Annotated in this window: 26 protein-coding genes; 14 read left to right on the forward strand and 12 right to left on the reverse strand. The window is 51.5% G+C overall.

Going from position 1 to position 23,059, the window contains the following annotated elements; all coding sequences use genetic code 11:
* Positions 1 to 238: 238 nt before the first annotated feature.
* The 5 genes from AC13H5_RS00710 (at position 239) to AC13H5_RS00730 (ending at position 3,651) form a co-directional block, all read left to right on the forward strand.
* Positions 239 to 994 (forward strand): alpha/beta hydrolase, encoded by a 756-nt coding sequence (locus AC13H5_RS00710; RefSeq protein ID WP_034780472.1) that lies wholly within the window; start codon positions 239 to 241, stop codon positions 992 to 994.
* 140 nt (positions 995 to 1,134) lie between these two features.
* Positions 1,135 to 2,832 carry a glycoside hydrolase family 13 protein gene (locus tag AC13H5_RS00715; RefSeq protein WP_371819214.1) on the forward strand — a complete coding sequence of 566 codons (1,698 nt, stop codon included), beginning with the start codon at positions 1,135 to 1,137 and terminating at the stop codon, positions 2,830 to 2,832.
* A gap of 49 nt (positions 2,833 to 2,881) precedes the next feature.
* The gene (locus AC13H5_RS00720; protein ID WP_034780474.1) at positions 2,882 to 3,214 is read left to right on the forward strand and encodes a hypothetical protein; all 333 of its coding nucleotides are present in this window, start codon (positions 2,882 to 2,884) and stop codon (positions 3,212 to 3,214) included.
* 64 nt (positions 3,215 to 3,278) lie between these two features.
* Entirely contained in the window at positions 3,279 to 3,482 is a 204-nt protein-coding gene (locus AC13H5_RS00725; protein ID WP_021067949.1) for a YwbE family protein, read from the forward strand.
* A gap of 1 nt (position 3,483) precedes the next feature.
* Positions 3,484 to 3,651: a hypothetical protein gene (locus AC13H5_RS00730; protein WP_200881508.1), complete on the forward strand. Its 168-nt coding sequence runs from the start codon at positions 3,484 to 3,486 to the stop codon at positions 3,649 to 3,651.
* A gap of 49 nt (positions 3,652 to 3,700) precedes the next feature.
* Here AC13H5_RS00730 and AC13H5_RS00735 read toward each other — a convergent pair whose 3' ends face one another.
* Complete coding sequence (locus AC13H5_RS00735; protein ID WP_034780476.1) at positions 3,701 to 4,675, reverse strand: hypothetical protein; 975 nt, start codon at positions 4,673 to 4,675, stop codon at positions 3,701 to 3,703.
* A 419-nt stretch (positions 4,676 to 5,094) separates the two neighbouring features.
* Here AC13H5_RS00735 and AC13H5_RS00740 point away from each other — a divergent pair, with 419 nt between their 5' ends.
* Positions 5,095 to 6,558, forward strand: coding sequence for an alanine/glycine:cation symporter family protein (locus AC13H5_RS00740; RefSeq protein WP_034780477.1), 1,464 nt, complete (start codon positions 5,095 to 5,097; stop codon positions 6,556 to 6,558).
* Positions 6,559 to 6,611: 53 nt separating this feature from the next.
* Here AC13H5_RS00740 and AC13H5_RS00745 read toward each other — a convergent pair whose 3' ends face one another.
* A complete protein-coding gene (locus tag AC13H5_RS00745) occupies positions 6,612 to 7,412 on the reverse strand; it encodes a formate/nitrite transporter family protein (protein WP_483546145.1) in 801 nt (266 codons plus the stop codon).
* Positions 7,413 to 7,507: 95 nt separating this feature from the next.
* On the reverse strand, positions 7,508 to 7,894 hold the full coding sequence (locus tag AC13H5_RS00750; RefSeq protein ID WP_214797373.1) for a VOC family protein: 387 nt from the start codon (positions 7,892 to 7,894) through the stop codon (positions 7,508 to 7,510).
* Positions 7,895 to 7,975: 81 nt separating this feature from the next.
* Here AC13H5_RS00750 and AC13H5_RS00755 point away from each other — a divergent pair, with 81 nt between their 5' ends.
* Genes AC13H5_RS00755 through AC13H5_RS00765 form a run of 3 tightly spaced genes read left to right on the forward strand, consistent with a single transcriptional unit; the run spans position 7,976 to position 11,261 of the window.
* The gene (locus tag AC13H5_RS00755) at positions 7,976 to 9,094 is read left to right on the forward strand and encodes a GTPase (RefSeq protein WP_483546146.1); all 1,119 of its coding nucleotides are present in this window, start codon (positions 7,976 to 7,978) and stop codon (positions 9,092 to 9,094) included.
* A gap of 12 nt (positions 9,095 to 9,106) precedes the next feature.
* On the forward strand, positions 9,107 to 10,249 hold the full coding sequence (locus AC13H5_RS00760) for a YcjF family protein (RefSeq protein WP_034780484.1): 1,143 nt from the start codon (positions 9,107 to 9,109) through the stop codon (positions 10,247 to 10,249).
* A 49-nt stretch (positions 10,250 to 10,298) separates the two neighbouring features.
* Positions 10,299 to 11,261 carry a 2-hydroxyacid dehydrogenase gene (locus AC13H5_RS00765; RefSeq protein ID WP_483546147.1) on the forward strand — a complete coding sequence of 321 codons (963 nt, stop codon included), beginning with the start codon at positions 10,299 to 10,301 and terminating at the stop codon, positions 11,259 to 11,261.
* Positions 11,262 to 11,307: 46 nt separating this feature from the next.
* Here the strand turns inward: AC13H5_RS00765 and AC13H5_RS00770 are convergent, their stop codons facing one another.
* From AC13H5_RS00770 to AC13H5_RS00785, 4 genes are all read right to left on the reverse strand, one after another.
* Positions 11,308 to 12,081: a YflT domain-containing protein gene (locus tag AC13H5_RS00770; protein ID WP_214797375.1), complete on the reverse strand. Its 774-nt coding sequence runs from the start codon at positions 12,079 to 12,081 to the stop codon at positions 11,308 to 11,310.
* A gap of 13 nt (positions 12,082 to 12,094) precedes the next feature.
* Positions 12,095 to 12,610, reverse strand: coding sequence for a YflT domain-containing protein (locus AC13H5_RS00775; protein ID WP_214797376.1), 516 nt, complete (start codon positions 12,608 to 12,610; stop codon positions 12,095 to 12,097).
* 113 nt (positions 12,611 to 12,723) lie between these two features.
* Positions 12,724 to 13,647 carry a hypothetical protein gene (locus tag AC13H5_RS00780; RefSeq protein ID WP_233005141.1) on the reverse strand — a complete coding sequence of 308 codons (924 nt, stop codon included), beginning with the start codon at positions 13,645 to 13,647 and terminating at the stop codon, positions 12,724 to 12,726.
* Positions 13,628 to 14,041, reverse strand: a complete 414-nt coding sequence (locus tag AC13H5_RS00785) for a methylglyoxal synthase (RefSeq protein WP_034780495.1) — start codon at positions 14,039 to 14,041, stop codon at positions 13,628 to 13,630. The genes AC13H5_RS00780 and AC13H5_RS00785 overlap by 20 nt, the downstream gene beginning before the upstream one ends.
* A 226-nt stretch (positions 14,042 to 14,267) precedes the next feature.
* Here AC13H5_RS00785 and AC13H5_RS00790 point away from each other — a divergent pair, with 226 nt between their 5' ends.
* Positions 14,268 to 16,055, forward strand: a complete 1,788-nt coding sequence (locus AC13H5_RS00790; RefSeq protein ID WP_483546148.1) for a mechanosensitive ion channel — start codon at positions 14,268 to 14,270, stop codon at positions 16,053 to 16,055.
* Between the two features lie 113 nt (positions 16,056 to 16,168).
* The gene (locus tag AC13H5_RS00795; RefSeq protein ID WP_483546149.1) at positions 16,169 to 17,647 is read left to right on the forward strand and encodes an HD domain-containing phosphohydrolase; all 1,479 of its coding nucleotides are present in this window, start codon (positions 16,169 to 16,171) and stop codon (positions 17,645 to 17,647) included.
* Between the two features lie 38 nt (positions 17,648 to 17,685).
* Here AC13H5_RS00795 and AC13H5_RS00800 read toward each other — a convergent pair whose 3' ends face one another.
* Positions 17,686 to 17,988, reverse strand: a complete 303-nt coding sequence (locus tag AC13H5_RS00800) for an AzlD domain-containing protein (protein ID WP_483546150.1) — start codon at positions 17,986 to 17,988, stop codon at positions 17,686 to 17,688.
* On the reverse strand, positions 17,985 to 18,713 hold the full coding sequence (locus AC13H5_RS00805; RefSeq protein ID WP_084592950.1) for an AzlC family ABC transporter permease: 729 nt from the start codon (positions 18,711 to 18,713) through the stop codon (positions 17,985 to 17,987). Before AC13H5_RS00805 ends, AC13H5_RS00800 begins: the two co-directional genes overlap by 4 nt.
* Before the next feature lie 112 nt (positions 18,714 to 18,825).
* Here AC13H5_RS00805 and AC13H5_RS00810 point away from each other — a divergent pair, with 112 nt between their 5' ends.
* The gene (locus tag AC13H5_RS00810) at positions 18,826 to 19,527 is read left to right on the forward strand and encodes a CBS domain-containing protein (protein ID WP_214754374.1); all 702 of its coding nucleotides are present in this window, start codon (positions 18,826 to 18,828) and stop codon (positions 19,525 to 19,527) included.
* Here AC13H5_RS00810 and AC13H5_RS00815 read toward each other — a convergent pair.
* On the reverse strand, positions 19,510 to 19,845 hold the full coding sequence (locus tag AC13H5_RS00815; RefSeq protein ID WP_034780505.1) for an antibiotic biosynthesis monooxygenase: 336 nt from the start codon (positions 19,843 to 19,845) through the stop codon (positions 19,510 to 19,512). The genes AC13H5_RS00810 and AC13H5_RS00815 overlap by 18 nt on opposite strands.
* A 78-nt stretch (positions 19,846 to 19,923) precedes the next feature.
* Positions 19,924 to 20,763: a M15 family metallopeptidase gene (locus AC13H5_RS00820; protein ID WP_214754372.1), complete on the reverse strand. Its 840-nt coding sequence runs from the start codon at positions 20,761 to 20,763 to the stop codon at positions 19,924 to 19,926.
* A gap of 200 nt (positions 20,764 to 20,963) precedes the next feature.
* On the opposite strand from AC13H5_RS00820, the gene AC13H5_RS00825 reads away from it, so the two are divergent.
* Both AC13H5_RS00825 and AC13H5_RS00830 read left to right on the forward strand, forming a co-directional pair.
* Positions 20,964 to 21,182 (forward strand): hypothetical protein, encoded by a 219-nt coding sequence (locus AC13H5_RS00825; RefSeq protein WP_034780509.1) that lies wholly within the window; start codon positions 20,964 to 20,966, stop codon positions 21,180 to 21,182.
* Between the two features lie 61 nt (positions 21,183 to 21,243).
* Positions 21,244 to 21,714 (forward strand): hypothetical protein, encoded by a 471-nt coding sequence (locus tag AC13H5_RS00830; RefSeq protein WP_214797379.1) that lies wholly within the window; start codon positions 21,244 to 21,246, stop codon positions 21,712 to 21,714.
* Positions 21,715 to 21,731: 17 nt separating this feature from the next.
* On the opposite strand, the gene AC13H5_RS00835 is transcribed toward AC13H5_RS00830, so the two are convergent.
* Positions 21,732 to 22,838, reverse strand: a complete 1,107-nt coding sequence (locus tag AC13H5_RS00835; RefSeq protein ID WP_034780513.1) for a glycerol dehydrogenase — start codon at positions 22,836 to 22,838, stop codon at positions 21,732 to 21,734.
* Positions 22,839 to 23,059 lie beyond the last annotated feature (221 nt).

Genomic DNA, 23,059 nt, shown 5'->3' on the forward strand with positions numbered 1-23,059 from the left:
CTCCATCGATTGACGGATTCCACTATCATTTACCAACTTTTCAACTACATGTTAAACATAACCAAGCAGACGTCAGAACTCAATCCACTTATTGCGAAGTTCATATTACAGTTTGATTACAGACCAGAAGAAAACAAGGCAGAGGTCAATCGGGTTGACGGGACGTCGTCCAACTCTTACAATTCATTAATACAATTAAGTATATCGGTTAACTGTGGATTAAATAGGGAGGAAACGAATGACGACAATTACTTATCCGGTCATCCCGGGAGCGGGCGCGTTTTTTTATGAAGGAAATGAAATAGGAATCTTATTGTGTCACGGCTTTAACGGAACGCCTCAAAGTGTGCGTGATGTCGGGATCGCTTTGATGGAGAAAGGATTCACCGTCTATGCGCCTCGGCTCAAAGGACATGGGACGGACCCGGAAGAATTTCGGCACTCGACGCGCCGCTGTTGGTACGAGTCGATGGAGGCCGGGATCCGTCTCTTACGCGAGCGATGTCGACACGTCATCGTCGTCGGGCAGTCGATGGGCGGAACGTTGGCGATGAAGGCGGCCTTGTCCGGTCATGCCGATGCGATCGTCACCATCAATGCGGCGTTGTCGGTCCCGGGCTATGCCTGTCACGCCACAGATGACGTCTGTCGCTTCATCGATGAAGACGAACCGGACATCTGTGCACCGGGCGTGTATGAGATCGTCTATGACAAAGTCCCGACGTCAGCCATCCGTGAACTGCTCGCGCTCATCGAGGAGGTGCGCCCGATGGTGGCTGAGGTGGCCGTCCCAACGTGCGTCATTCATTCCGCCATCGACAACGTCGTCCCTCCAGAAGATTCGGTATGGCTCTACGAACAAGTACAAGCACCGAAACAACGGGAAGTGCTCGAACGCTCGTACCATGTGGCCACGATGGATTATGATCGCGAGCGGTTGGCCGACGTCATCGGTTCGTTTTGTGAACAAGTCGCGACCGTCTCTAAAATGTAGTCCTCGGACTGCATTTTTTTATGTCTGATTATTTGCAAACGCTTGCACAAGTGCTATTGTAGGATTAGATTGAGCCTAAAACAGGTATTGCTGTTCAAGTATATAACTAGAAATCATGACATATAGGAGGCAGGCGGCGTATGGAGTCGATGGTCAGTAGACAACAAGAGAAACAGAAAACGGTCACCCGCACGTGGTGGAAAGAAGCGATTGCGTATCAAATTTACCCACGCAGTTTCAAGGATTCAAATGGGGATGGGATTGGTGATCTCCGTGGCATCATCGAGAAGCTCGATTATTTAGAAGACCTTGGTATCGATGTGATTTGGCTATGTCCGATGTACAAGTCCCCGAACGATGACAACGGCTATGATATCTCAGATTATGAAGACATCATGGAAGAGTTTGGGACGATGGAAGACTTTGACGCCTTGCTCAAGGCCGTCCATGCACGCGGCATGAAGTTGCTCTTGGACCTCGTCGTCAACCACACGTCCGATGAGCACCCGTGGTTCGTCGAGTCGAAGCGCTCGAAGGACGACCCGAAACGCGACTGGTACATCTGGCGCGACGGGACGGATGGGGGACCCCCGAACAACTGGGCGAGTATCTTTGGTGGTTCGGCTTGGGAATATGATGAAACGACCGAACAATACTATTTGCACGTCTTCTCGAAAAAACAGCCAGACTTGAACTGGGAAAATGAAGAAGTGCGCGGCGCCGTCTATGACATGATCAATTGGTGGCTCGACAAAGGCATCGATGGATTCCGGGTCGACGCGATCAGCCACATCAAGAAGATGCCGACCGAGACGATGTTGCCATCTCCAGACGGCAAATCGTTCGTCACGGCGTTCTCGATGTATTCGAATATCGACGGCATCCACGATTATCTTCAAGAGATGAAACAAGCGACATTCGCCAATTACGACATCATGACGGTCGGCGAAACGAACGGGATTGAACCGCAAGCGGCCGACTTATGGATGGGGCCGGACAACGGGGCGATGAACATGGCATTCCACTTTGACCACGTCGACATCATGCGCAAGTCACGCCTGGCACCGCTCGATGTCGTCGAATTGAAACGAATCTTTGACAAGTGGCAACAAGGCCTGCTCGAGACGGGATGGAACGCTCTCTATATCGAGAACCACGACATGGTGCGCGCCGTCTCGCTCGTCGGGGATGAGAACCATTACTGGCGCGAAAGCGCGACCGCCCTTGGCATGATGTACTTCTTCATGCACGGGACGCCGTTCATCTATCAAGGTCAGGAAATCGGCATGAAAAACGTACCGCTCCCTTCGATTCATGACTATGACGATGTGGCGACAAAAAATGAATATTTCGAACGGATTGCCAACGGGATGAGCGAAATCGATTCGATGCAGCACGTATGGGGCACGTCGCGCGACAACGTCCGCACCCCGATTCAATGGGACGCGTCACCGAACGCGGGCTTTTCGACGACGAAGCCGTGGATGCCAATCCACGAAGAATATGAGACGCTTAACGTCGACGCCCAATCGAAGGATGCCCACTCGATTCTATCGTTCTACAAGGCGATGATTCGTCTTCGTCGGGCCGAAGAGACGTTCACGTACGGCAGTTACCGTGATTTGCTGCCGGACCATCTGCAAGTGTTCGCCTATGAACGGAAGTTTGAAGAACAGACATTTTATGTCGTCGTCAACTTGACGGCAAACCCTGCCGAGGCGACGCTTCCTGGTCTCGATAAAGCGACGCTCGTCTTGACGAATGAGATGGACCCTGAGACGATTGAGACAGAAACGTTTATGATGCGGCCGTTCGAAGCAAGGTTGTATCGTTTATAATTGAGAAGGCACCTTCACGTCGAAGGTGTCTTTTTTAGGAGGTGGGATCATGCATCACTTCGAGATTAGAAACGAGGAGACGACATTCCGGTTCGTCATCGCGGAAGCGTCACGAACCACGTTGCGGCTCGTTCACGACCAGGAGCCAGAAACGGTTCGGACAAGTGATTACGTCCAGTTCGCGAATGATTTGACTCGCGTCTATCACGAGTTGAACGGTGCAGCCAGGCTTCAAAATGCAGACGGGCGAGACATTTTGACAATCTCATTTGAACGCGGCCGGGTCGAGGTCGAGACGGCGTGGGGGCAAACGAAGCGTCGATTGAGGACCGATCAAAGTTACTTGACGAGAACGGTCAGTCAAATCGGCATCGTGGAATAGATTGTGACAAACGCGGGAAAAGAGCATATGATAGAGGTTGACTATACGGAAAGGGGTGTCGGGTATGGATGGCACGAAACGCGCGGACATTCGCCCAGGGCTCCACGTCCAGATTGTCCTAAAACAAGATCAGCGGAGTGGGAAGTTGACGTCAGGCGTCGTCAAAGACATTTTGACGAACTCGCCGCGTCACCCGCACGGCATTAAAGTACGCTTAAGCGATGGACAGGTCGGTCGGGTGAAAGTGATCGAAGCTGGAGGTGAATGATATGAGTGAAAAGAAATTAAGTTTTCAAGAGGCGATGAAGCAAAAGCTCGCCGAGAAGAAACAAAACGATACGAAAGTGCCGACAGGACTTCGTGGGACGAAGCAGAAACCGTTGACGAACCAGTTGACGAAGAAGCCGAACAACCAGAAGAAACGGACGGGCATCTAAAAAGCAGCCGCTCAGTGAGCGACTGCCTTTTTTGTTTGTCCACGTTTGTTCAGTCATGTGACGTACCGATGAAATAGCCATTGTTGAAGTGGTCGAGCAGTTGTTGATAATACTTCATCTGTTCGATGTTCTTGCTTGCGAGCGCCGCGTCCGCACCGGCAAGCAACTCACCGACGGTCAACCCGACTTCACTATTGTCTATGGCGTAGACGAGTTCGAGGTCGAGCACATCAGCACCGTTTAACAAGACGTTAATTTTTGCCGCCGTCAGTTGCATAATCAATCGTTTCTCTTCGGTCATTCCTTTTTTCGCAGGATCCATGAGCAGGGCTAGTGCTTCACGGTCGTCAATCACGCTATAGGTTTGGCCGTCGATCGTAATGAGCGTTCCATAGGAGAACGTCACTTTGTCGAAGTTGAATGTGTTTTTCCAGAAGCCGATCGTATACACGTCATAGTCGTCCATTGGTGGCGGTGGTGGCGTACATTCTTCCACCGTCAACGTGACGTAGCGGACCCAAGGGGTACCTGATCCCGGATCACCAGGATAAGCCGTCTCGCTAGAGCCGTTCACGACCGTATCCAAGTGAAGGAAGACGTTAAATTGGAATCCGTCCGATTTGAGTGTCGACTCTAACACGCCTAAATAGCCCGCGAGGTCCGCATACGGAATTAGCAAGTGGGTCGGATCGACGTTTGAGTACGCTTTAAAGTCGTATCCTCCTGGGTTTCCTCGTTCCAATGAGCCGCTCAATAGACGGAAATCAATCTTGATATTCTCCGGTACATCTTGCAAGACGACTCCGTCATTCAAATCGATGACAATCTTCAGCCCATCGGTCACGAACTCAAAATCAACGGTACCAATCGGGATGTTTTGTCCCGCATATATTGTCGTGTCCGATGTCGTCGACACACACCATTGTTGACTACTTTCTTCCGCAACGACTCCTTTCATTGGCAAGAGCGACAGTACGAACATGAGCACGAACAAGAGTGACCACCATTTTTGATGCTTCTTCATCTCGTTCCCTTCTTTCCTCCTGATGACTGAACGTGGTGTTATAGAAGGTGCGCACCTATAGTTATTTATTACCCGGTAAGTTTTGGTTCACTCAAGAATCAGGGAAATAATTCAAAGGGAACGAGAATAGTTTCATAACCTTCATAATAAAACCTATTCATAAAGCGAATGGTTTGAAACAAGTTGAATGTAGACATCAAAAATTAGTAGGGAAATAAAGATTTATTATTTCTTAGGTTTAACTTTGTAAGCGCTTTAAATAAAGCTATCACTCACTTTTTGTTATATAACATATGAAGTTTGTGTGAACTGACCTATAAAAAAATTATTGATAATTGTCAGAATCTTTGTATAATTCAGAACTAAGACATCATAAAACATTTCAACTTTAGATTCACACAACAGGGAGGAACTTATTCATGGAAGCTGTACAAAACTTGCTGCAAGGAAGCGTCGACTTTTTAAACAACATTTTATGGTCGTACGTGCTCATCGTCGGATTGATCGGGGCCGGGATTTACTTTACGGTCAAAACAAGGTTTATGCAGTTCCGTTACTTAAAAGAGATGTTCCGGGTCGTCACCGAAAAATCAGATGTCACAGACAGTAAGAGCATCAGCTCGGCGAAGTCGTTCTTCATTGGAGCGGCAACACGGATCGGTACAGGGAACTTGGCCGGTGTCACAGTTGCAATCACGCTCGGTGGACCAGGGGCGGTCTTCTGGATGTGGGTTGTCGCTCTCGTCGGTGGAGCGACCGCGATGATCGAGAGCACGCTTGCGCAAGTGTATAAAGTAAAAGACGATGTCGCATACCGCGGCGGTCCTGCTTACTACATCGAAAAAGGTTTGAACAACCGTGTCCTCGGTATTGTGTTTGCGGTTTTGATTGCCTTCACATTCGGTCTCATTTTCAACTCAGTCCAATCGAACACAATCGCGGCAGCGTTCGATAACGCCTTCGGTCTTGAAGCCGCTGTTGGTGGAATTGCACTCGTCGTCTTGACTGGACTCGTCATCTTTGGGGGCGTCCAACGTGTCGCCAACTTCTCAGCAATCGTCGTACCAATCATGGCTGTTCTTTACTTGGTGATCGCGCTTTACGTGGTCGTTGTGAACATCGCAGAAATACCAGCTGTGCTCGGTATGATCTTCAAGAGCGCATTCGGTATCGAGCAAGCGTTCGGTGGATCGGTCGGTGCAGCCATCATGATGGGTGTCCGTCGTGGTCTCTTCTCGAACGAAGCAGGTATGGGTTCGGCACCAAACGCCGCAGCGACGGCAGAAGTGTCACACCCAGCCAAACAAGGTTTCATGCAAACACTCGGTGTCTTCTTAGACACATTGATCGTCTGTACAGCAACAGCAGCCATCGTCCTTCTCTCTGACAGCTATGCGGCAGGGAATGGCGAAGGGATCGCACTCCTTCAAAACGCATTGTCTGAACAAATCGGTTCATGGGCTCCGGCCTTCATCGCTGTCAGTGTCTTCTTGTTCGCTTTCAGCTCGATCGTCGGTAGTTACTACTACGGTGAGACGAACATCGAGTTCATCAAGAAGAGTAAAGGTGCCGTCTTCGGCTTCCGCCTTCTCACGATGGGCTTCGTCTTCCTTGGATCGGTCGCAAGCCTCGGGTTCGTTTGGAGCCTTGCCGACTTGTTCATGGCCGGGATGACGTTAATCAACTTGGTAGCCATCACGCTTCTCGGCGGCGTTGCCTTCAAAGTCCTTCGTGACTACGAAGAACAGCGTGCCCAAGGTCTCAACCCGCGCTTCTCGGCCCGCAAACTCGGCATCGAGAACACGGAATGCTGGGATGTCGAAGAAGAAGAAGTCGCACAAGGAGCGGTCCAAGCGGCTGCTGCCGACTCATCTAAAGCTTAATTTCATTCAATCAAGCAATAACAGGGGCCCTGCGCATCGGGGCCCCTGTCTTTTTATGCGTTTTGACGGATCGATTCAATATTTTTCTCGGCAGGTTTCGCGTTCAAATGGACGTACGTCCCGGCGACGAACAAGGCGCCTCCGACGATGTTGCCAAGCGTGGCAAACACGAGATTGTTCAACGCCAGCCCGAGGTTGATCGCCTCAGATGGGGCGTAATAGAGCGCGAGCCCGAAGATTCCCATATTGGCAATCGAGTGCTCGAAACCGGCGGCGAAAAAGACGACGACCGGGAGCATCGTGAGCATAATCTTCGCAACGTCATTTTTCGTCTTCAACGGCATAAAGATAGCGATACAGACGAGGATGTTGCACAAAATCCCTTTCAAGAAAATCGCGAGTACGTCTCCGCCCATTTTTTTCGCGGCGACGACCGATAACAGGTGGTCGGCACTGACGTCGCCCATGCTATGGGCACCGATGACGAGCCCGACGAGGATGAGCGCACCGACCAAGTTACCGAGCCAGCTGATGCCCCATACGGCCGTTAAATCGCGCCAGTCGACACGTCCGCGTTTCGCGCCCGTATACAAATACATCGTATTGCTCGTGAACAGCTCTCCGCCCGTCCAAACAATGAAGACGAGGGCAACCGAGAAACTCATCCCCGCGAACAGCATCGTTCCTGGCACATCGATGAACATGTTTCCGATGGAGAAGGCAAAGACGACCCCAATTCCAATCAGAAAACCGGCGACGATGGAGCGGAGTGCGTAGTGACCGAACGCGTGACGCAACAACGTCGCTTTTTTATAGGCGGCTTCTTCCATATACTCGACAGCTTGTTTTTCCATTTGAACACGGCCTCCTTTAGACAACTTAAGTCTAGGAGGTCTACAAAAAGTTTGCAATTGTTTTCACAAACTTTTTTGAAAGCCGTTTCAACTGTTCACATCGTTGCCACGAGTTCGACTTTCATCCGGTCCGGATCTTCAAAGTAAAGCGCGGTGTAGGACGGTCCTCCGGCGTGCGGGAACCGATCGGCGTAGAGCTCGGTGAATCCGTGCTGTGTCAGTTCTTCACGGAAACGTACGAGTTGCTCAATCGACTCGGCGTGGAAGGCGAGATGGTTCAACCCGGTCTTCTTGCGATGGTACGGCGGCTCGAGATAATCGGCCTCGGTTTGGACGAAGACGAGATACGTATCGCCGAAACGATAACTCCTTCCTTCTTCCCATTGTTGGTAGACGGTATAGCCGAGCTCAGTGAGGAGCCAGTCCCACGCCATGAGGCTCTTGTTCAAATCAGAAACGTACAGTTCGACATGATGTAACATCGGTCTCATCCTTCCGTCGGACGTTTCAAATTTGTCCGTTTAGTATAATGGTTATTATATAACGAATGCAGGGGGAACCATATGGACAACACGGGGCTTGTCTCGAACATATTGATTGCGGGGAAGACCGGGGTCGGCAAGAGCGCTTTTTTAAATTATATTTACGGGCGTGATGTGGCCGAGTCACGTGCCGGCAGCCCAGTGACGGCGGAAGGGCTGCATGAATATGAATACTATGACCTTGAGCGAGGCATCTTGTTCCGTTTCTTCGATACATGGGGACTTGAGGCGGACCGATCCGACGAATGGCATGAGGCGGTATTGTCCATCGTCAATCAACGGGAAGGTGCACTCGATATCGCCGATTGGTTCCATACGATTTATTACTTACTGTCCATCAACTCGGGACGCGTCGAGGCGTACGAGTTAGAAGCCATTTTAAAACCGCTCTATGCGAAGCGAAGCAACGTCACGATCATCTTGACGAACTATAACCCGGACAGTGCGATGAACGTCGAGAAGGCGGAGGCGATGGAAGCAGTCCTCATGCGCGAGCTCGGAATTTCACGGGATGCGATGATTCGCGTCAATAGTGTCGAAAAGAAGTTGCTCGGTGGACAAGTCGTGCCGTATATCGGATATGAGGCGGTATGGCAACGTAATCGGACCAACCTCTGGAAAGACGTCGAACGAAAACTGCCACACAACTTGACGCGTCATTTATTGACCGAGTTAGAGGCGTGGCGCGCCCGAAGCTATCGTTCGGCTGAAACAATCCGCATGATCACACCACAAGTGATGATCAGTTGGAAAGCCCGTCAAATCGAAAAAGACTTGGAACGAACGCTCGAGGAGGCCGCCGAGACCACAGAGGCCGCGATGGCCCAAGGTGTTCGTCACTACATTCAACTGATGGAGCGTTATCCGCTCGTCGGTGCCCCGTCTGACCTTGTGTTCAAAACACGCCGGGTCGAGCTCGGGTTTGACTATTCATTCAATCGCACCGTTCGGAAGATGGTGCTCGGGATGATCCCGGGCGTCCACTTCATCTATTGGGCGTTCAAACGGAGGACGGCGGAGCGAGGTATCAAAAAAGCTGTCAATCAGCAATACGAGTTGGTTAAACAGACGATTGAGCTGGATGTGCGCCGCGGTTTCGAGGAAGAGATGCGACGGCTTGGCCGAACGCTCAATCAATGAGGAGGAACAGACATGGAGAAAAAAGTCCCATTCAATTTGGATACGTATGACTTAAAAGAAGAACTTGACCGGTTGCGCGGAAAAGTAAAAAAACCGAACATCTTGATCGCGGGAGCGACCGGGTCGGGCAAGAGTTCCGTCGTCAACCACGTCTTCGGTCGTGACTTGACGAAAGTCGCCGCCGGCGAGCCGGTGACGCGCGGGATCCATCAGTTCATGAGTGACGACATCGCCATCGTGCTTTATGACAGTGAAGGGTATGAGATTGGGAGTGCCCGGCAACAAGCATATGCTGATGAAGTCATCGGTTTCGTCGAACGGGCCCAGACGAAAGGGGCGGCCGAACAAATTCATCTTGTCTGGTATGCCATCAACGCCTCGATGAAACGGGTCACGCCGCTTGATCGGGCGCTCATCAAACAATTGAACGAAGCGACGTCGGTCGCGGTCTTGTTGACGCAAATCGATCAAGTCGACCTAGATGAACTGACGGCGCTCCGAAACGAGTTAGTGGACGTTGTCCCGGAACAGGCCGTGTTCCAAGTCAGTGTCGCTGAAGAGCTGTTGAATGACCAAGAACTTCGGAACCATCTCGATTGGGAGCGTCTCGTCACCTGGTCTGTCGAACAACTCGACCAATCGCTCCAAGAAGGACTGCTCATGGAGATTCACGCAGAGAGCGAGGCGATGCTCAAGCTGAAACGGAAGAAAGCGAACCGGATCATCTCGGGTTATGTCGCCAGTGCCGGGACGGCGGCGGCGGTCCCGCTCCCATTCGCCGATGCGATCGCGCTCACTCCGATTCAAGTGACGATGAGTGTTCACTTGTTCCGTTATTGGGGTGTGAAAGCGAATGACGATATGTTGAAGACGCTGATTGGGAGCACCATCATCCCTCAAATCGGTCGGGCGCTCTCGAAGACGATTTTATTGAACGTCATGAAGTTCTTCCCAGGGGCAAACGCCGCCGCGAGTGTCATCAATGCGACTGTTGCGTCAGGCATCACCTGGGCGATCGGGCTCGCCATCAACGAAGTTGCGTACCGGAACGCGATGGACTCATCGAAAACAATCGAGCAACTGCTCAACAGTGACTTCGGCTCGCTATTCGAGCAGTTCATGGAGCAAAATCCAGTAACGAAAAAGAAACCTTGATTCGACACGTTTGATAAACTGGTCGAGATAAGACAAAGGGGGAGACGGAATGAAGAAACGCATTTACATTACGAGACGGTTACCGGAAGAAGCAGTGGCGCCACTGCGAGACAAGTACGAGGTCCGCATGTGGGAAGAAGAAGCGAAGAGCGTCCCGCGCGACGTCTTGTTGAAAGAAGCGGCGTCAGCGCATGCGCTCTGGACGATGCTCAGTGATACAATCGACCGGGAAGTGATTGAACAGGCCTCGCAACTCGAAGTCATCTCGAACTTGGCGGTTGGCTATAACAATATCGATATTGGAGCGGCCAAGGAACGCGGCATCGTCGTGACGAACACGCCCGACGTGTTGACAGAGACGACGGCCGATCTCGCATTCGGATTGATGATGATGACGGCACGTCGGCTCGGGGAAGCAGAACACGATTTACGAGACGGCGAATGGAAATCGTGGACGCCGATGGGTTACGTCGGGATGGACTTGTACCGGGCCAAACTCGGGATCATCGGCATGGGTCGTATCGGGGAAGCGGTCGCACGTCGGGCCCGCGGCTTCGACATGGATGTGTTGTACCATAATCGGACGCGTCGCCATGAATCGGAATCGATGTATGGCTTCGTCTATGCGGAACTCGACGAGTTACTCGAACAGTCCGACTTCGTCGTCGTCCTCGCGCCGCTCACCGAAGAGACACGTGGGATGTTAGGCGCAGACCAGTTCGCGAAAATGAAAGAGACAGCGGTCTTCATCAACGTCGCTCGTGGCGAGATTATCGATGAGACGGCGCTCTATGAAGCACTGAAGGAACGGCGGATTTGGGCGGCGGGACTTGATGTGTTCGCTAAAGAACCGGTGGCGATGGACCATCCACTCTTGACGCTCCCGAACGTGACGACGTTGCCGCATATCGGCAGCGCCTCCATCAAGACAAGGCTTGCCATGATGGCGCTCAATCGGGAAGCCATCGTGAACGTGCTCGAAGGAGAAGAGCCGAAAAACCGATTAACGTAAAACAAGGACCTGACCGGGTTGTGGTCAGGTCCTTGTTGCATTTTGATTAGAAACGGCGGATATTGTCTGGATCTTCGTAATCGTTTCGGAGGGCCCGGTCATCGAGTCCACGCAACTTGTTCTCACGGTCAGTCAACTCGGATTTTTTATCCAATTTGTCCTGCTCGGGGTCGACGGCCCGGTTCGGATTGTCGGCCGTCGATTCGTTGAACGGTTTCGAATCGATTTCTACACCATCAGACGTATGGCGATCGTCCCGGTTCGCGTCACGATGTTTCGGGTCATTATATGGCTCCGAATCAATCTCCACACCATCGGACGTGTGATGATCTGAGCGGGTCGAACGGGTCGTGTCAGATTTCGGATCATTATACGGCGTCGAATCGATTTCAAGCCCATCGGCCGTATGGTGGCCTTGGTGACTCGTATCGTGTCTCGAGTCGGTATAAGGTGACGAATCGATCGTCAGCCCTTCATTATGACGACGCTCGAAATCTTCATCCACATAGATTAAAATCTTTCCAGCCTCGACATCGCTGTAGTGGCGCTTCACCTCGTCTTCGCTCAAGCCCATATTGCGAAGTCCGGCATGGACGTCCTCATGTCCGCTCAAGAAAGCCCGTACCTTATCAAACCAGCCGGCGTGGTGTGCTGCTTCGGTATGGACGTCCGTTTGACGACGCAAAATCGAGACGTTATCTTCATGTTTGGCGACGACATAGATGTCTGAGTCTTTATAGCCCTTCGCACGCAACTCCTCGACTTTTCCGAGTGCCGCGTCCTGTGTGTCATACATGCTGATAAACCGTTTCTCACTCATCTTCGTTTCCTCCTTATAATCGACGGTGGTCTTCTAGACCGGAATGTCCGCGGACGATCGGGTCCTCTTTCGTACCGCGAGGTTCTTCGTCGTGATCATTGAATGGCTTCGCGTCGAAGGCGATGCCATCCGCTTCTTCCCCTTTATCATGGTCGAGTTCACTATCTTTCTTATACATATTCGGATAGCGTTCGTATGAGTGTTTATCGATGTAAAGCAATAATTTGCCGGCATCGATCGACGTATAATACTCTTCAGCCTCCGCATCACTGAGTCCCATGTTCCGCAATTCATCACGAATGCGGTCACTGCCGTGAAGGAACGCTTTCACACGGTCCAGCCAGTTGACATCACGAATCCCCGATTCGGCGTTCACATCGGTATGGTAGCGCAAGGCGGAAATTTCCCCGTCCCGCTTGGCCACGACATGCATGTTTTTCTCTGCTTCCCCAGCTTGTTTGAGTTCGTTCACCTTATCCATTACTTCTTGCTCGTCATGGAACAACCCAATAATTTTGCGATCCGACATGTTGTGCCTCCTTCGATTTCGTTTCATTTTTTAATTGACGTCACGCTATTAGTAATTTCCGTTCTAGCAAAGGTTCAAACAAAAAACGCCATCTCCTAGAGAGAATGGCGTGATCAATAATAAATCATTAACGTCTCATTGCCGAGGTGGCACCGCGTGTTCTTCCAGACGAACTCGACCAATGTCCACATGGCCATGAATCCGCTGATCGCAAGCAGGATGAGCGCATACACAGGTGTCAATTGAATCAAGAACGACCATCCGAGTGCGAACAAGATGGGCTGGGTCAATAACACGAAACCGACGTACAAGGCTATGATGAGCAATGCGAAGACAATCCGTCGTCCTAGCGTTTGGAAGTGGTGACGGAAACGCGTCAATAGGCCAAAGATGGCACCAGTCAATAGAACAGGGAGGACGAAGCCGAAATAATCGAGCGGGTAAGGCGTAGCGGGTGCCGTGAACAAGCGCAGACTGAACACATCATCCATCACAAGCAATAAGTTGGCGTAGGCGAATGCCAAAATCATACCGAGTAGCCAACCGAATTGATTCCAGACGCGACGAGATGACTTGATTGCCTCAATTTTCGTATAAGCTAAAAAGGAGACATCACGCATCTCGACATCCTGGAGCTTGACTTGAACTTCGTTGAGCCGCTCAATCGCCCAATCGAATTCCCGATTCGCCTGCGCTTTCTCATGAGGTTTCAATTCATCCGTCGCCTCGATCATCATATGGTAGCGACGTTGGTACTCCTCGTTTGTCGCCGGTTGTTCAATTAAAAATCGAGCATAGTCGTGCGGGTTTTGTTTCGTGAGTCCTTCGAGAGGCTGCCCGTTCTTTTCCGCCTGTTGAATATAGCCGGCTAAACTGTCGAGCAAGCGATCGGCTTGCTGCTTGTCATCTAATAGGTCGTTTAAATGCGTACGGACTTGATCGTAAAACTGTTGAACGACCGGGTCGTTCGATACGTGTGGTTTCAGAAAAATTCCTCTCTTCTTCTTGATAAGTTGTTCATACAGGTGGTTTGTCATTATGGGTCAAGGTCAGCGATTCAAAATCGCCTTGCTCGATACTGCGGATGAGAATCTCACTTCCACCCATATTAGTGGCCAAAGGGATGGAATAGACATCACAGAGACGCATCAAGGCACTCACATCAGGTTCGTGCGGTTGAGCCGTCAATGGGTCACGGAAGAAAATAATCATGTCCATCTCACCCCGGGCGACGGCGGCACCGATTTCTTGGTCTCCGCCGAGCGGGCCCGACTGAAAGCAATGGACGGGCAATCCGGTCGCCTCGGCAATGCGCTTACCGGTCGTGCCAGTGGCGAACAGATGGTGTTTTTCCAAGACATGAGCGTAGGCTTTCACAAGTACGATTAAATCATCTTTCTTCTTGTCATGGGCAATTAGGGCGATGTTCATCTTACTTCCTCCTCAAAAAGACTTCTTCTTTTAATTCGTATCACATTTGACCTAGAAAGACACGCCTTCTTTCTTTAAGAATGCTTTCTGAAAAAGCTGTTTTCCCATCAAGTCTTTATCGGGAAATAGGAAATGGCAAGGTTTAGGTAGATGAAAATGTTGGTATTTATACAAAGAGTCAAATAAATGAAATCATTTTTAAAAAGAGATGGGAGGAAGATGTTAGATGAACGATACTACTTATAATTTCAACACGTTCATGTCATGGCTGCCTGAGCTTTTGCTCGCATTGCTCATTCTTGTCGTCGGATTCATTTTGGCGAAAGTTCTAGAAAACGTGACGCGCAAAGCGCTTCGCAAAGCACGCCTCGACGATCGTGTCGGTGTCAAACCAGAAGGGGAACCTGGAAAACCGGGTAAAGAGGAGAAACGATGGACGCCTGAGCGGATCATCGGGAAAGTCGTCTTCTTCGGCGTATTGCTTCTCGCATTTTTAATCATCTTCGAATTCATGAACGTACCAGCTATCACACAACCGTTCAGTCAAATCTATGCTGGCTTCTCTGGGTTGATCACAGGGGTCATCAAAGCAGGTCTCATCTTGCTCGTCGCATGGATTATTGCGACGCTCTTGAAAAAAGGTATTCAAATGGCGGGTCATCGCCTCAACTTGAACAAGTTGATGGAGAAGACAGGCCAAGAGTCGACGAGCGTCAATCAGACGAAATGGGTCGACACGGTCGCCAATATCGTCTTCTACCTCGTCTTATTGTTAGCTCTTCCGGCGGTGCTTGATGCGCTTGGGTTGCAAGGCATCAGCGGACCGTTTGAAGACTTGTTGAACAGTTTCCTCGCCTTCATTCCGAAACTTGTCGCGGCTGCACTCATCTTCGCGATTGGTTATATCGTTGCGAAAATCGTCCGTGACATCTTGACGAAGTTCTTGGAAGCAGCAGGTCTTAACCGCTTCGCTGAAAAACTGCACTTGTCAGACTACGTAAAAGGGTCAAGTCTCGCGAAAGTGGTCGGTACGATCGTCTTCATCTTGATTATGATCCCGGTCACGATTTCAGCGCTTGAAGCGCTCGATATTCGCGGAATCTCGGATCCAGCCATCTCGATGCTCAACGACGTCTTGGCAATGATTCCAAATATCATCGTGGCCATCGTCTTGATTCTCGCAGGTGTCTTCCTTGCTAAATGGTTGAAAGGCGTCGTTGTGTCTCTCCTTGAGAACTTAGGCGTCAACTCACTCGCTAGTAAGATGGGTCTCGGTGGTCGCTCGTCGTCATCGACATCGATCGCACAAGTGATCGGAACAATCGTTCAAATCATCATCATCTTGTTGTTCGTATCGGAAGCCCTTCAAGTCGCAAACCTCGACTTTATGGCTTCGCTCGCGACAGCCATCTTCGCATACTTGCCAATGGTCATCGCAGCCATCGTCATCTTGGCGGTCGGTTTCTGGCTCGCGAACATGGCAGAGCGTCTCGTCGGCAGTGTGCTCGTAGATGGAGCTGGCCAACCGAGCGTCCTGCGCCACGTCGCGAAGTACGCGATTCTTGGAATCGCCTTCTTCATGGCCATCAGTCAACTTGGCATTGCGCCAATGATCGTCAATACGGCATTCTTGCTCATCCTTGGTGCAGTTGCGCTCGCCTTCGGCCTTGCCTTCGGTCTCGGCGGACGTGAGACAGCAGCTCGCTACTTGAAGAAAGCTGAGAAGCGAATCGATGAGACAGAAGTGTCAAAAGAAGGTCTCGAGCAAGAAAAAGCCCAAATGAACCAAGAAGCCGAGGCTGCGAAGCGACAGGCGAAACAAGGCATGGAGCAGTCGAAGCGTGAAGCGGATCAAACGAAACAAGAGTTGAAACGTGAAACGAATCGTCCGCAAGCCTCACAATCTGACGTGACGAACGTGGACGGTCCAGAACCGAACCCGTTCCATGAAAACGTCACGCCAGATCAAGACAATCGTTCACTTGATGACAACGAAGGTCCACGTCGTCCGTAACGGTGAAGGACGGGTCCCTAAAAAGGGGCCCGTTTTTGTATTTCTGTAAAAAAGTGTCACTTTAGTCGATATAATAAGAAAGAGGTCGACGAAAAGGCAGGAGTGAGGCGAAAATGTTTCAACGATTTCAACACACATTAATCATGAATTACATATGGGGTTCAGGCATCGCCGTGTTCGGTGTCGGGGGGCTGTTCATCTTTCAGACGCTCGATTTATCCAAGACGGAGATGCTCATCCTCTTGGCTATCATGGGGCTGTCCGGGATGATGATGATTGGGCTTGAACTGCTTCTTTATCGGCGTCACATCCGGCCGATCCGTCGTGTGTTTCAAACAGAGACACCAACGTATGAGGAGCTTCAACAGGCGTTCGATCAAACGAGTCACTTTCCTACGTTGACGGTGAAACGGATTCTCGGTCCGCATTTGTTCGGCTTGTCCGTGCCGGCGATGAGTATGACGGCACTCGCCATCGAACAAGGGTGGATTGACTTGCCGTATCGGTTGATTGGCTTGGCGGCGTTCGGTGCTATTTTAATCGCCATCTTGCATGCGTTGATTGAATTCTTTTTGACCTATCGCTCGGTTGAACCGTTGTTGCTTCAGTTGCAGGAGATGAGCGGAAACTTGTACGGGCGGCCGCTCCAAGCGACGTATCGCTCCATTAGCGTCCGGACGAAACTATTGATCAGCATGCTCGTCATCGGTGTGTTCCCGGTCGCATTGTTCATCCTCGCGTCCGGGGTGCAACTGTCGACTGTCAATCAGGTCGATGCATACTGGCAGTGGGCGGCTGTGATTTTAGTCGTTATCATCGGGGTCGCGACGTTTAGCAGCTTTTTGCTGTATGACAACATCAAACGTCCGATCAGTGCATTAACCGAAGGGGTCGCCGCGTTAGATGCCGGACGATTGAATCAGATTGACAACCCTTACTCGGATGAGTTCGCCCAACTCGTCACGGGCTTTAATCAGATGGTCACGAACGTCACGTATCGAGATGCGGAAAACGAGCAACTGTTGAACAGTCTGTTCGTCTTGTTCGCTGCAACACTCGATGCCCGGGATTCGTATACGGCCGGGCATTCCGAGCGAGTCGCCGCCTATTCTGTCGAGTTGGCACAGGCGCTCCAGTTGCCGACCGGACAAATCGAGCTGCTCCGCAAATCGGCGCTACTCCATGATATCGGGAAGATTGGTATCCGTGACGATGTGTTGTTGAAGGAAGGGAAGCTGACGGATCATGAGTTCGCGCAAATTCAAGAACACCCGACCATCGGAATTCATATTTTGAATCAAATTTCTCTACCGGCTGCGTTACAACCGATATTGGCAGGTGTCCGGTCCCATCATGAACGGATTGATGGGCGCGGATATCCGGATCGATTGGTCGGAGAGGAGATTCCGCTCTTCGGTCGTATCATGGCAATCGCCGACGCATATGACGCTATGACCTCTGACCGTCCATATCGGGACGGGATGCCAGTCGAGAAGGCTCTATCGATTTTAGAGAGCGGTCGCGGTACACAGTGGGATCCGGCGTTCGTCGATGTATTCATTAGGTTACGACGTCAGGCCATCTCTGCTTAAACAAACAGGTCCGCCCCACAATTGGGCGGACCTGTTTGTTAAAGGAACGTTTCAATGAGATACACCCCGACGATGCCGCCGATGACGACGAGCATCAAGTTGACCCGAAGGAATGCGAGCGTTGCGGCGACCACCCCACCCGCTAAAGCTGACATAAGACTGGTCGTTGCCTGCAGGATGCCCGGGAAAATGAGACTGGCGAGCACCGCATAAGGCGTGAAGAGTAAAAACCGCTTCAAGAGCGGAGGTAATTTCAAGTCCCGGAGCCAAAGCAGCGGCACGAGTCGCGGGATATATGTGACGAGCGCCATGGCAAGGACGAGCAACAAGAGGCTGATCATGTTTCGTCCTCCTTATACAGCAAGGCTCCGGCTCCAGCGGCGACAATCGTGGCCAAGATGATGCTCAAGCCGGACGACAGCGGGATGAATGGAGAGACGCCGAAGTAGAGAATGGCTTGAGTCAAGACGGCGATTGCAGCCACGACGATGACCGGTTTGCGGGTAAGGGATGGGACGAGTAGGCCGATGAACATGGCGTACAAGGCGATGCCCATACTCGCTTGGACCGAGGCGGGCAAGCCGAAGGCGAGAAAGACGCCAATCCATGTTCCGACGTTCCAAGCCAAGAAGGCAATCATATTTAGCCCGAGCACAAAGTGGCCGCGCGTCGATTCGTCACGCGTCGAGGCGACACTGAACGTCTCGTCGGTCACGCCGAACGCGATGGCGGCCAGAAATCGATTCGAGGTCGTCTCGAGACGCTGGGACAACGACGCCGACATGAGGAAGTGCCGTAAGTTCAGGATGAACGTCGTCAAGATAATCTCCCAATACATCGAACCGGCCATGATCAGTTGGACGCCAATAAATTGACTGGCGCCGGCAAAAATGAATAATGACATGGCGAGCGTGATGACGTTTGGCATATCGAATGATTTCGCAAGCAGCCCGAAAGCGATGGCAATCGGGATATAGCCGACAGCGACCGGTATACCGGCCCGCATGCCGGAACGGAAGGCGTCCTTATTCGGGATCGGTGTCATTTGTGAGACCGGAGTTGCCATGAGACCCCCTCCATTTCAGAGATGATTAGTTGTGGATTCGAGATTGGGTCACGCTTTCCTGCTCGAACCCGAAAAAAATAGGGTATATATAGGCGATAAGGAGTGTGAATATATGAGTCGTGCAGAAGAATTTATCGCATCGTATCACCGGATCGAGGATCATTTGAGTCGCGAGATGGGGGACGGCCAGCATTTCAGTTTCAGCAACATGGTCAATCGTCTCGCCAAACATAATCCCATTATCGAACGCTATAAAGAAGATTTACATCAGATGAGTCAGTTGCGCAACGCCATCGTTCACGAGCGGCGTGAGCCGGATTTCATTATCGCCGAACCGCATGAATCGATTGTCAAGTTGATTCTTGAAGTCGAACGGGAGTTGCTTCACCCGCGTCAAGTCATTCCGATGTTCCGTAAAATCGTGACGACGTTCGACGCCGACGACTCGTTGGTCGACGTGCTCGGTGAGATTCGGGATAAGAACTACTCGCAGTTCCCGGTCTATAATCATGACGGGTCGTGGCGCGGATTATTGACGAAAAAAGGAGTGACCAGTTGGCTCGCCGAAACGGTCGACGGGCCTCGTGTGTCACTCGAAGGCGTGCAGGTCAAGCACGTGCTCCATCACGACCCGCACCTGCGACGGTATCGGTTTATCGCGAAAGAGACGTCGGTCATCGAGGCGCATCATCATTTCATCAACATGAAAGACGGGGTCCGGCTCGATGCCTTATTGATTACCGAGACAGGACAAGAAGATGAACCTTTGCTCGGGATCATCCGGCCGCAAGATATTTTATACGTCATCGGTTGAGGCGCCGTGCTCGATGGCGACCTCATATTGGGTGACCGTGTTTCCAAGGACGATGGGCTTCACTTCAGAAGTGCCGTCGTCCCGTTTTTTATGGGCATGTTTATACGCTCCGCTATCACGCCAATTTTCGAAGCTCGCCGCATCGCGCCACGTCGTCATGATGACGACTTGATCTTTCGTCTCGTCCGACGTATCGGTCAACACTTGCATCCGAACGAACCCATCCATCGACTCGATGCCTTTCGTCGTCTGGAAACGGGCCGTGACCGCAGCGACTTTCCCTTTTTCAACGTCTAGTTTGTTCATGACAATCCACATGCACATGTCCTCCTCTGCGATATCGTACGCGTCCATTATACCTTGAACGCATTCAATGAATCGCTCGAGATGCTCGCGTCAACGTTTCGCCCACCAGTCCTCGAACGTCCAGTTTTGTTGTTTGATTATCGTCGCTTCTTTTACACCGACATAACGAAGATGCCACGGTTCATAATTGTAGCCGGTGATTTTCTCTTTGCCTTTCGGATAGCGAACGATGAACCCGTAACGGTGTGCCTGTTGGAGCATCCATTTTCCTTCAGGGGTTTGGTCGAACGAGGCATAGAGCCCCATCCGCATCCGCGCACTCGTCATATCGACGGCGAGTCCGGTCTGATGTTCGCTATGGCCGGGACGGGCGACATATTTTGAGGCGTATGCCGTGCCGCGGGTATTGACCCAATACGTGTAAAGCGATTTTTGCGTGGCATAGGAGCGATAGGCGCTGAGCGCATACAGCGTATGTCCTTCTTTTCGACCGGCATAATAGAGACGAGCGAGGGCGTGAGCGGCTTCAGCGGCCATGAGGGTGCGCTCGCTTCCTTTTGTATAGACGGTCGGGATGGTCAACGTGACGAGTTGACGAGAGCGATACGTGCTCGATAGTCCGTGTTGTTTATTGACGAGTCGAAGCCGTTCTGTAGCCGTAAGTTTTGGGATCCCGGCTTTCAAATTACTAGACGGAGTGTAGTAGCGTGTGCCATTGATGTAGACGTTCGACCAGCTTCGGTTGTAGGTCGTGTAGCGGACAGGCGTATTGGTCAAAAGCGTCTTGGCGACCGGAGACGATTGCATCGCCCGCCAATACAATTTCGTCGTCTTGATGGTATAGCCTGGCTGAGGTGAAGGCGTCGCGGCAAAGGTGGACGTGGTGGGGAAGACGAGCAACAGGACGAGGAGTACACGGATGAGCTTCACAGGAAAGACCCCCTTTTTGCTGGATAGTCTTCTTTTCCCGGTTTTTAAGGGGATGAAAAGAAGAGAAATTAGGGAATAGTGAACAGGACTGTCTCCGCCTCTTGACCTGCTTTCTGTACTGCGCGAGCCCGATGTGATGGAGAGCGGGAAGTAGTACACTGGATGTAAGAGAATGGTTGAGACTAGAAAGGAGTGAGCGTATGGAACTCATTTTTGGTTTACCGTTATTGTTGCTCGTCTTGTTCTTCGCCTTTTTGTATTTCAACATCAAAGGGTTATCGAACATGTGGAAAGACTATGATCGGACGAAATCGATGATGCCGCTCGGGTTCTTTATCGTCGGGATTATCGGGATCTTCACCGGCGTTTGGACGTGGCTCGTCATCTTGATCTACTATGCAGTCCGTCCGAAAGCCTGACCTGACACCGTGTGCGAAAGCGCATGGTGTTTTTTTGTTATACTGGGGGTGAGGTGTTGTCATGGAGAAATTGATCAAGGCGTGGTTCATCATCACGCTCATAACGTTTGTATTATTCAAACTCGGCGAGACGATGACTGCCGCCTATACAGAAACGGCGGGTGAAGGGAATCCCTACGTGCTCGTCTTGCTCATCGGTTGGCCGTTCGTCCTGTTGTTCATCTGGATTACGATTCGGCTTGCTCGGCGTGCGGTCGAATCAGTTCATCGCCTGGGACGAGTCGGTCTTTTAGCCGGGAGCCTCGTGATGGCTGGAATCGGTCTATATATCAACGCCGGTCAAGCGGCTTCGCTCCGGGCTGGAATCCGTGCTTCTGAGAATGCGGCGTACGCATCAGGATGGAACCAGTTCACGAACATCATTTATGCGAACCAATTGACGTTTTTCGTCTTGACGGTCAGTTGCATGGCAATCGGGGTAACGTTTTCCTTCGTCACGCGAAAACAAACGAACGAGGAACGGCTCAACTAGCCGTTCCTCGTTCTTGTTCACTGCAATTTGTTTTGATAGAGACGAGCGTACCGGTCGGCCGCGATGATGGCATCGGCCACTTGTTCAGCGGTCACATCGAACCCACTATGAATCGTCTCACCTTCCGCCGTTGCCGCTTGACCGACTTTTAGGATGTCTTCACGGGAAGCGTCTTTCAACTTCACGTCTTCGAGTGTGACCGGCAACTCGAGCGCCATATACAAGGCGACGTAGCGGTCGAACTCTTCCTGCGTTCGGCCTTCGAGCGCAAGTTGGACGAGTGTGCCGAACGCGACTTTTTCCCCGTGCGTCAAATGGTGGATGTCTCCGTGGAGGGCGGTGAAGCCGTTATGAATGGCGTGGGCCGCTGCGAGCCCGCCGCTTTCAAAACCGAGACCACTTAGAAGTGTATTCGCCTCGACGACGGACTCGAGTGCCGGAGTGACGACTTTGGCCTTCACCGATTCATAAGCAGGGATTCCGTAATCGAATAGCACCTCTTCGCAGCGTTTGGCGATGGCTTCCGCCGCAATCGTCGGGACACCACCCGCCATCGTTTTGCCGCCGAAGGCGAGGACGCTCCGGACTTCGACCCATGTCGCGAGCGCATCGGCAATCCCCGAGGCGAGGAATCGGGCCGGGGCCTCGGCGATCAATTTCGTATCGACGAGGACCAAATCCGGATTCTTTTTATAGAAGCGATAGCTTTCAAAGTTTCCTTCATCCGTATAGATGACGGACAAGGCGCTCGTCGGGGCATCCGTTGAGGCGATGGTCGGGACGATGACGATGCGGGCATCGAGTTCGTCGGCGACAGCTTTCGCCGTGTCGAGCGTTTTTCCGCCGCCCATTCCGATGACGAAAGCAGTATGGCTCTCTGCTGCTGCTTTGGCGATCCGTTCAATCTCGTGACGGGACGCTTCCCCGACAAAATCGGCCTTTTCTGCGTTCACGCCGCTCGACTTGAGTGAATCGGTCACCCGTTCCCCAATCAAGCGCCAGACGATGTCATCGGCAATCAAGAGAGCCTGTGATCCAAAATGGCTAACGTGCTCCCCGATGCGATCGATTGTATTTTTTCCTTGCACGTACTTGGCCGGACTGATAAATACGCGTTCTGACATATTCAACATCCTTTCTAAAGTAACAGTGACGACAGGACAACAGTAGGTTTGTTCCCGATACAGCCCCTCCTTCAAACAGTCCTACATGTGACATCTCGGTGAAACTGCTTTGGGCTTTCTTCACAACCCACCAATAATCACGAGTAACACAATCAAAGCGACGACGGCAAGAAATCCCCAGTCGAGTACATGCTTCATCACGGTCGTTCCCTCCTGCCAGC

This window comes from Exiguobacterium sp. FD-YE-25-4, assembly GCF_057004685.1.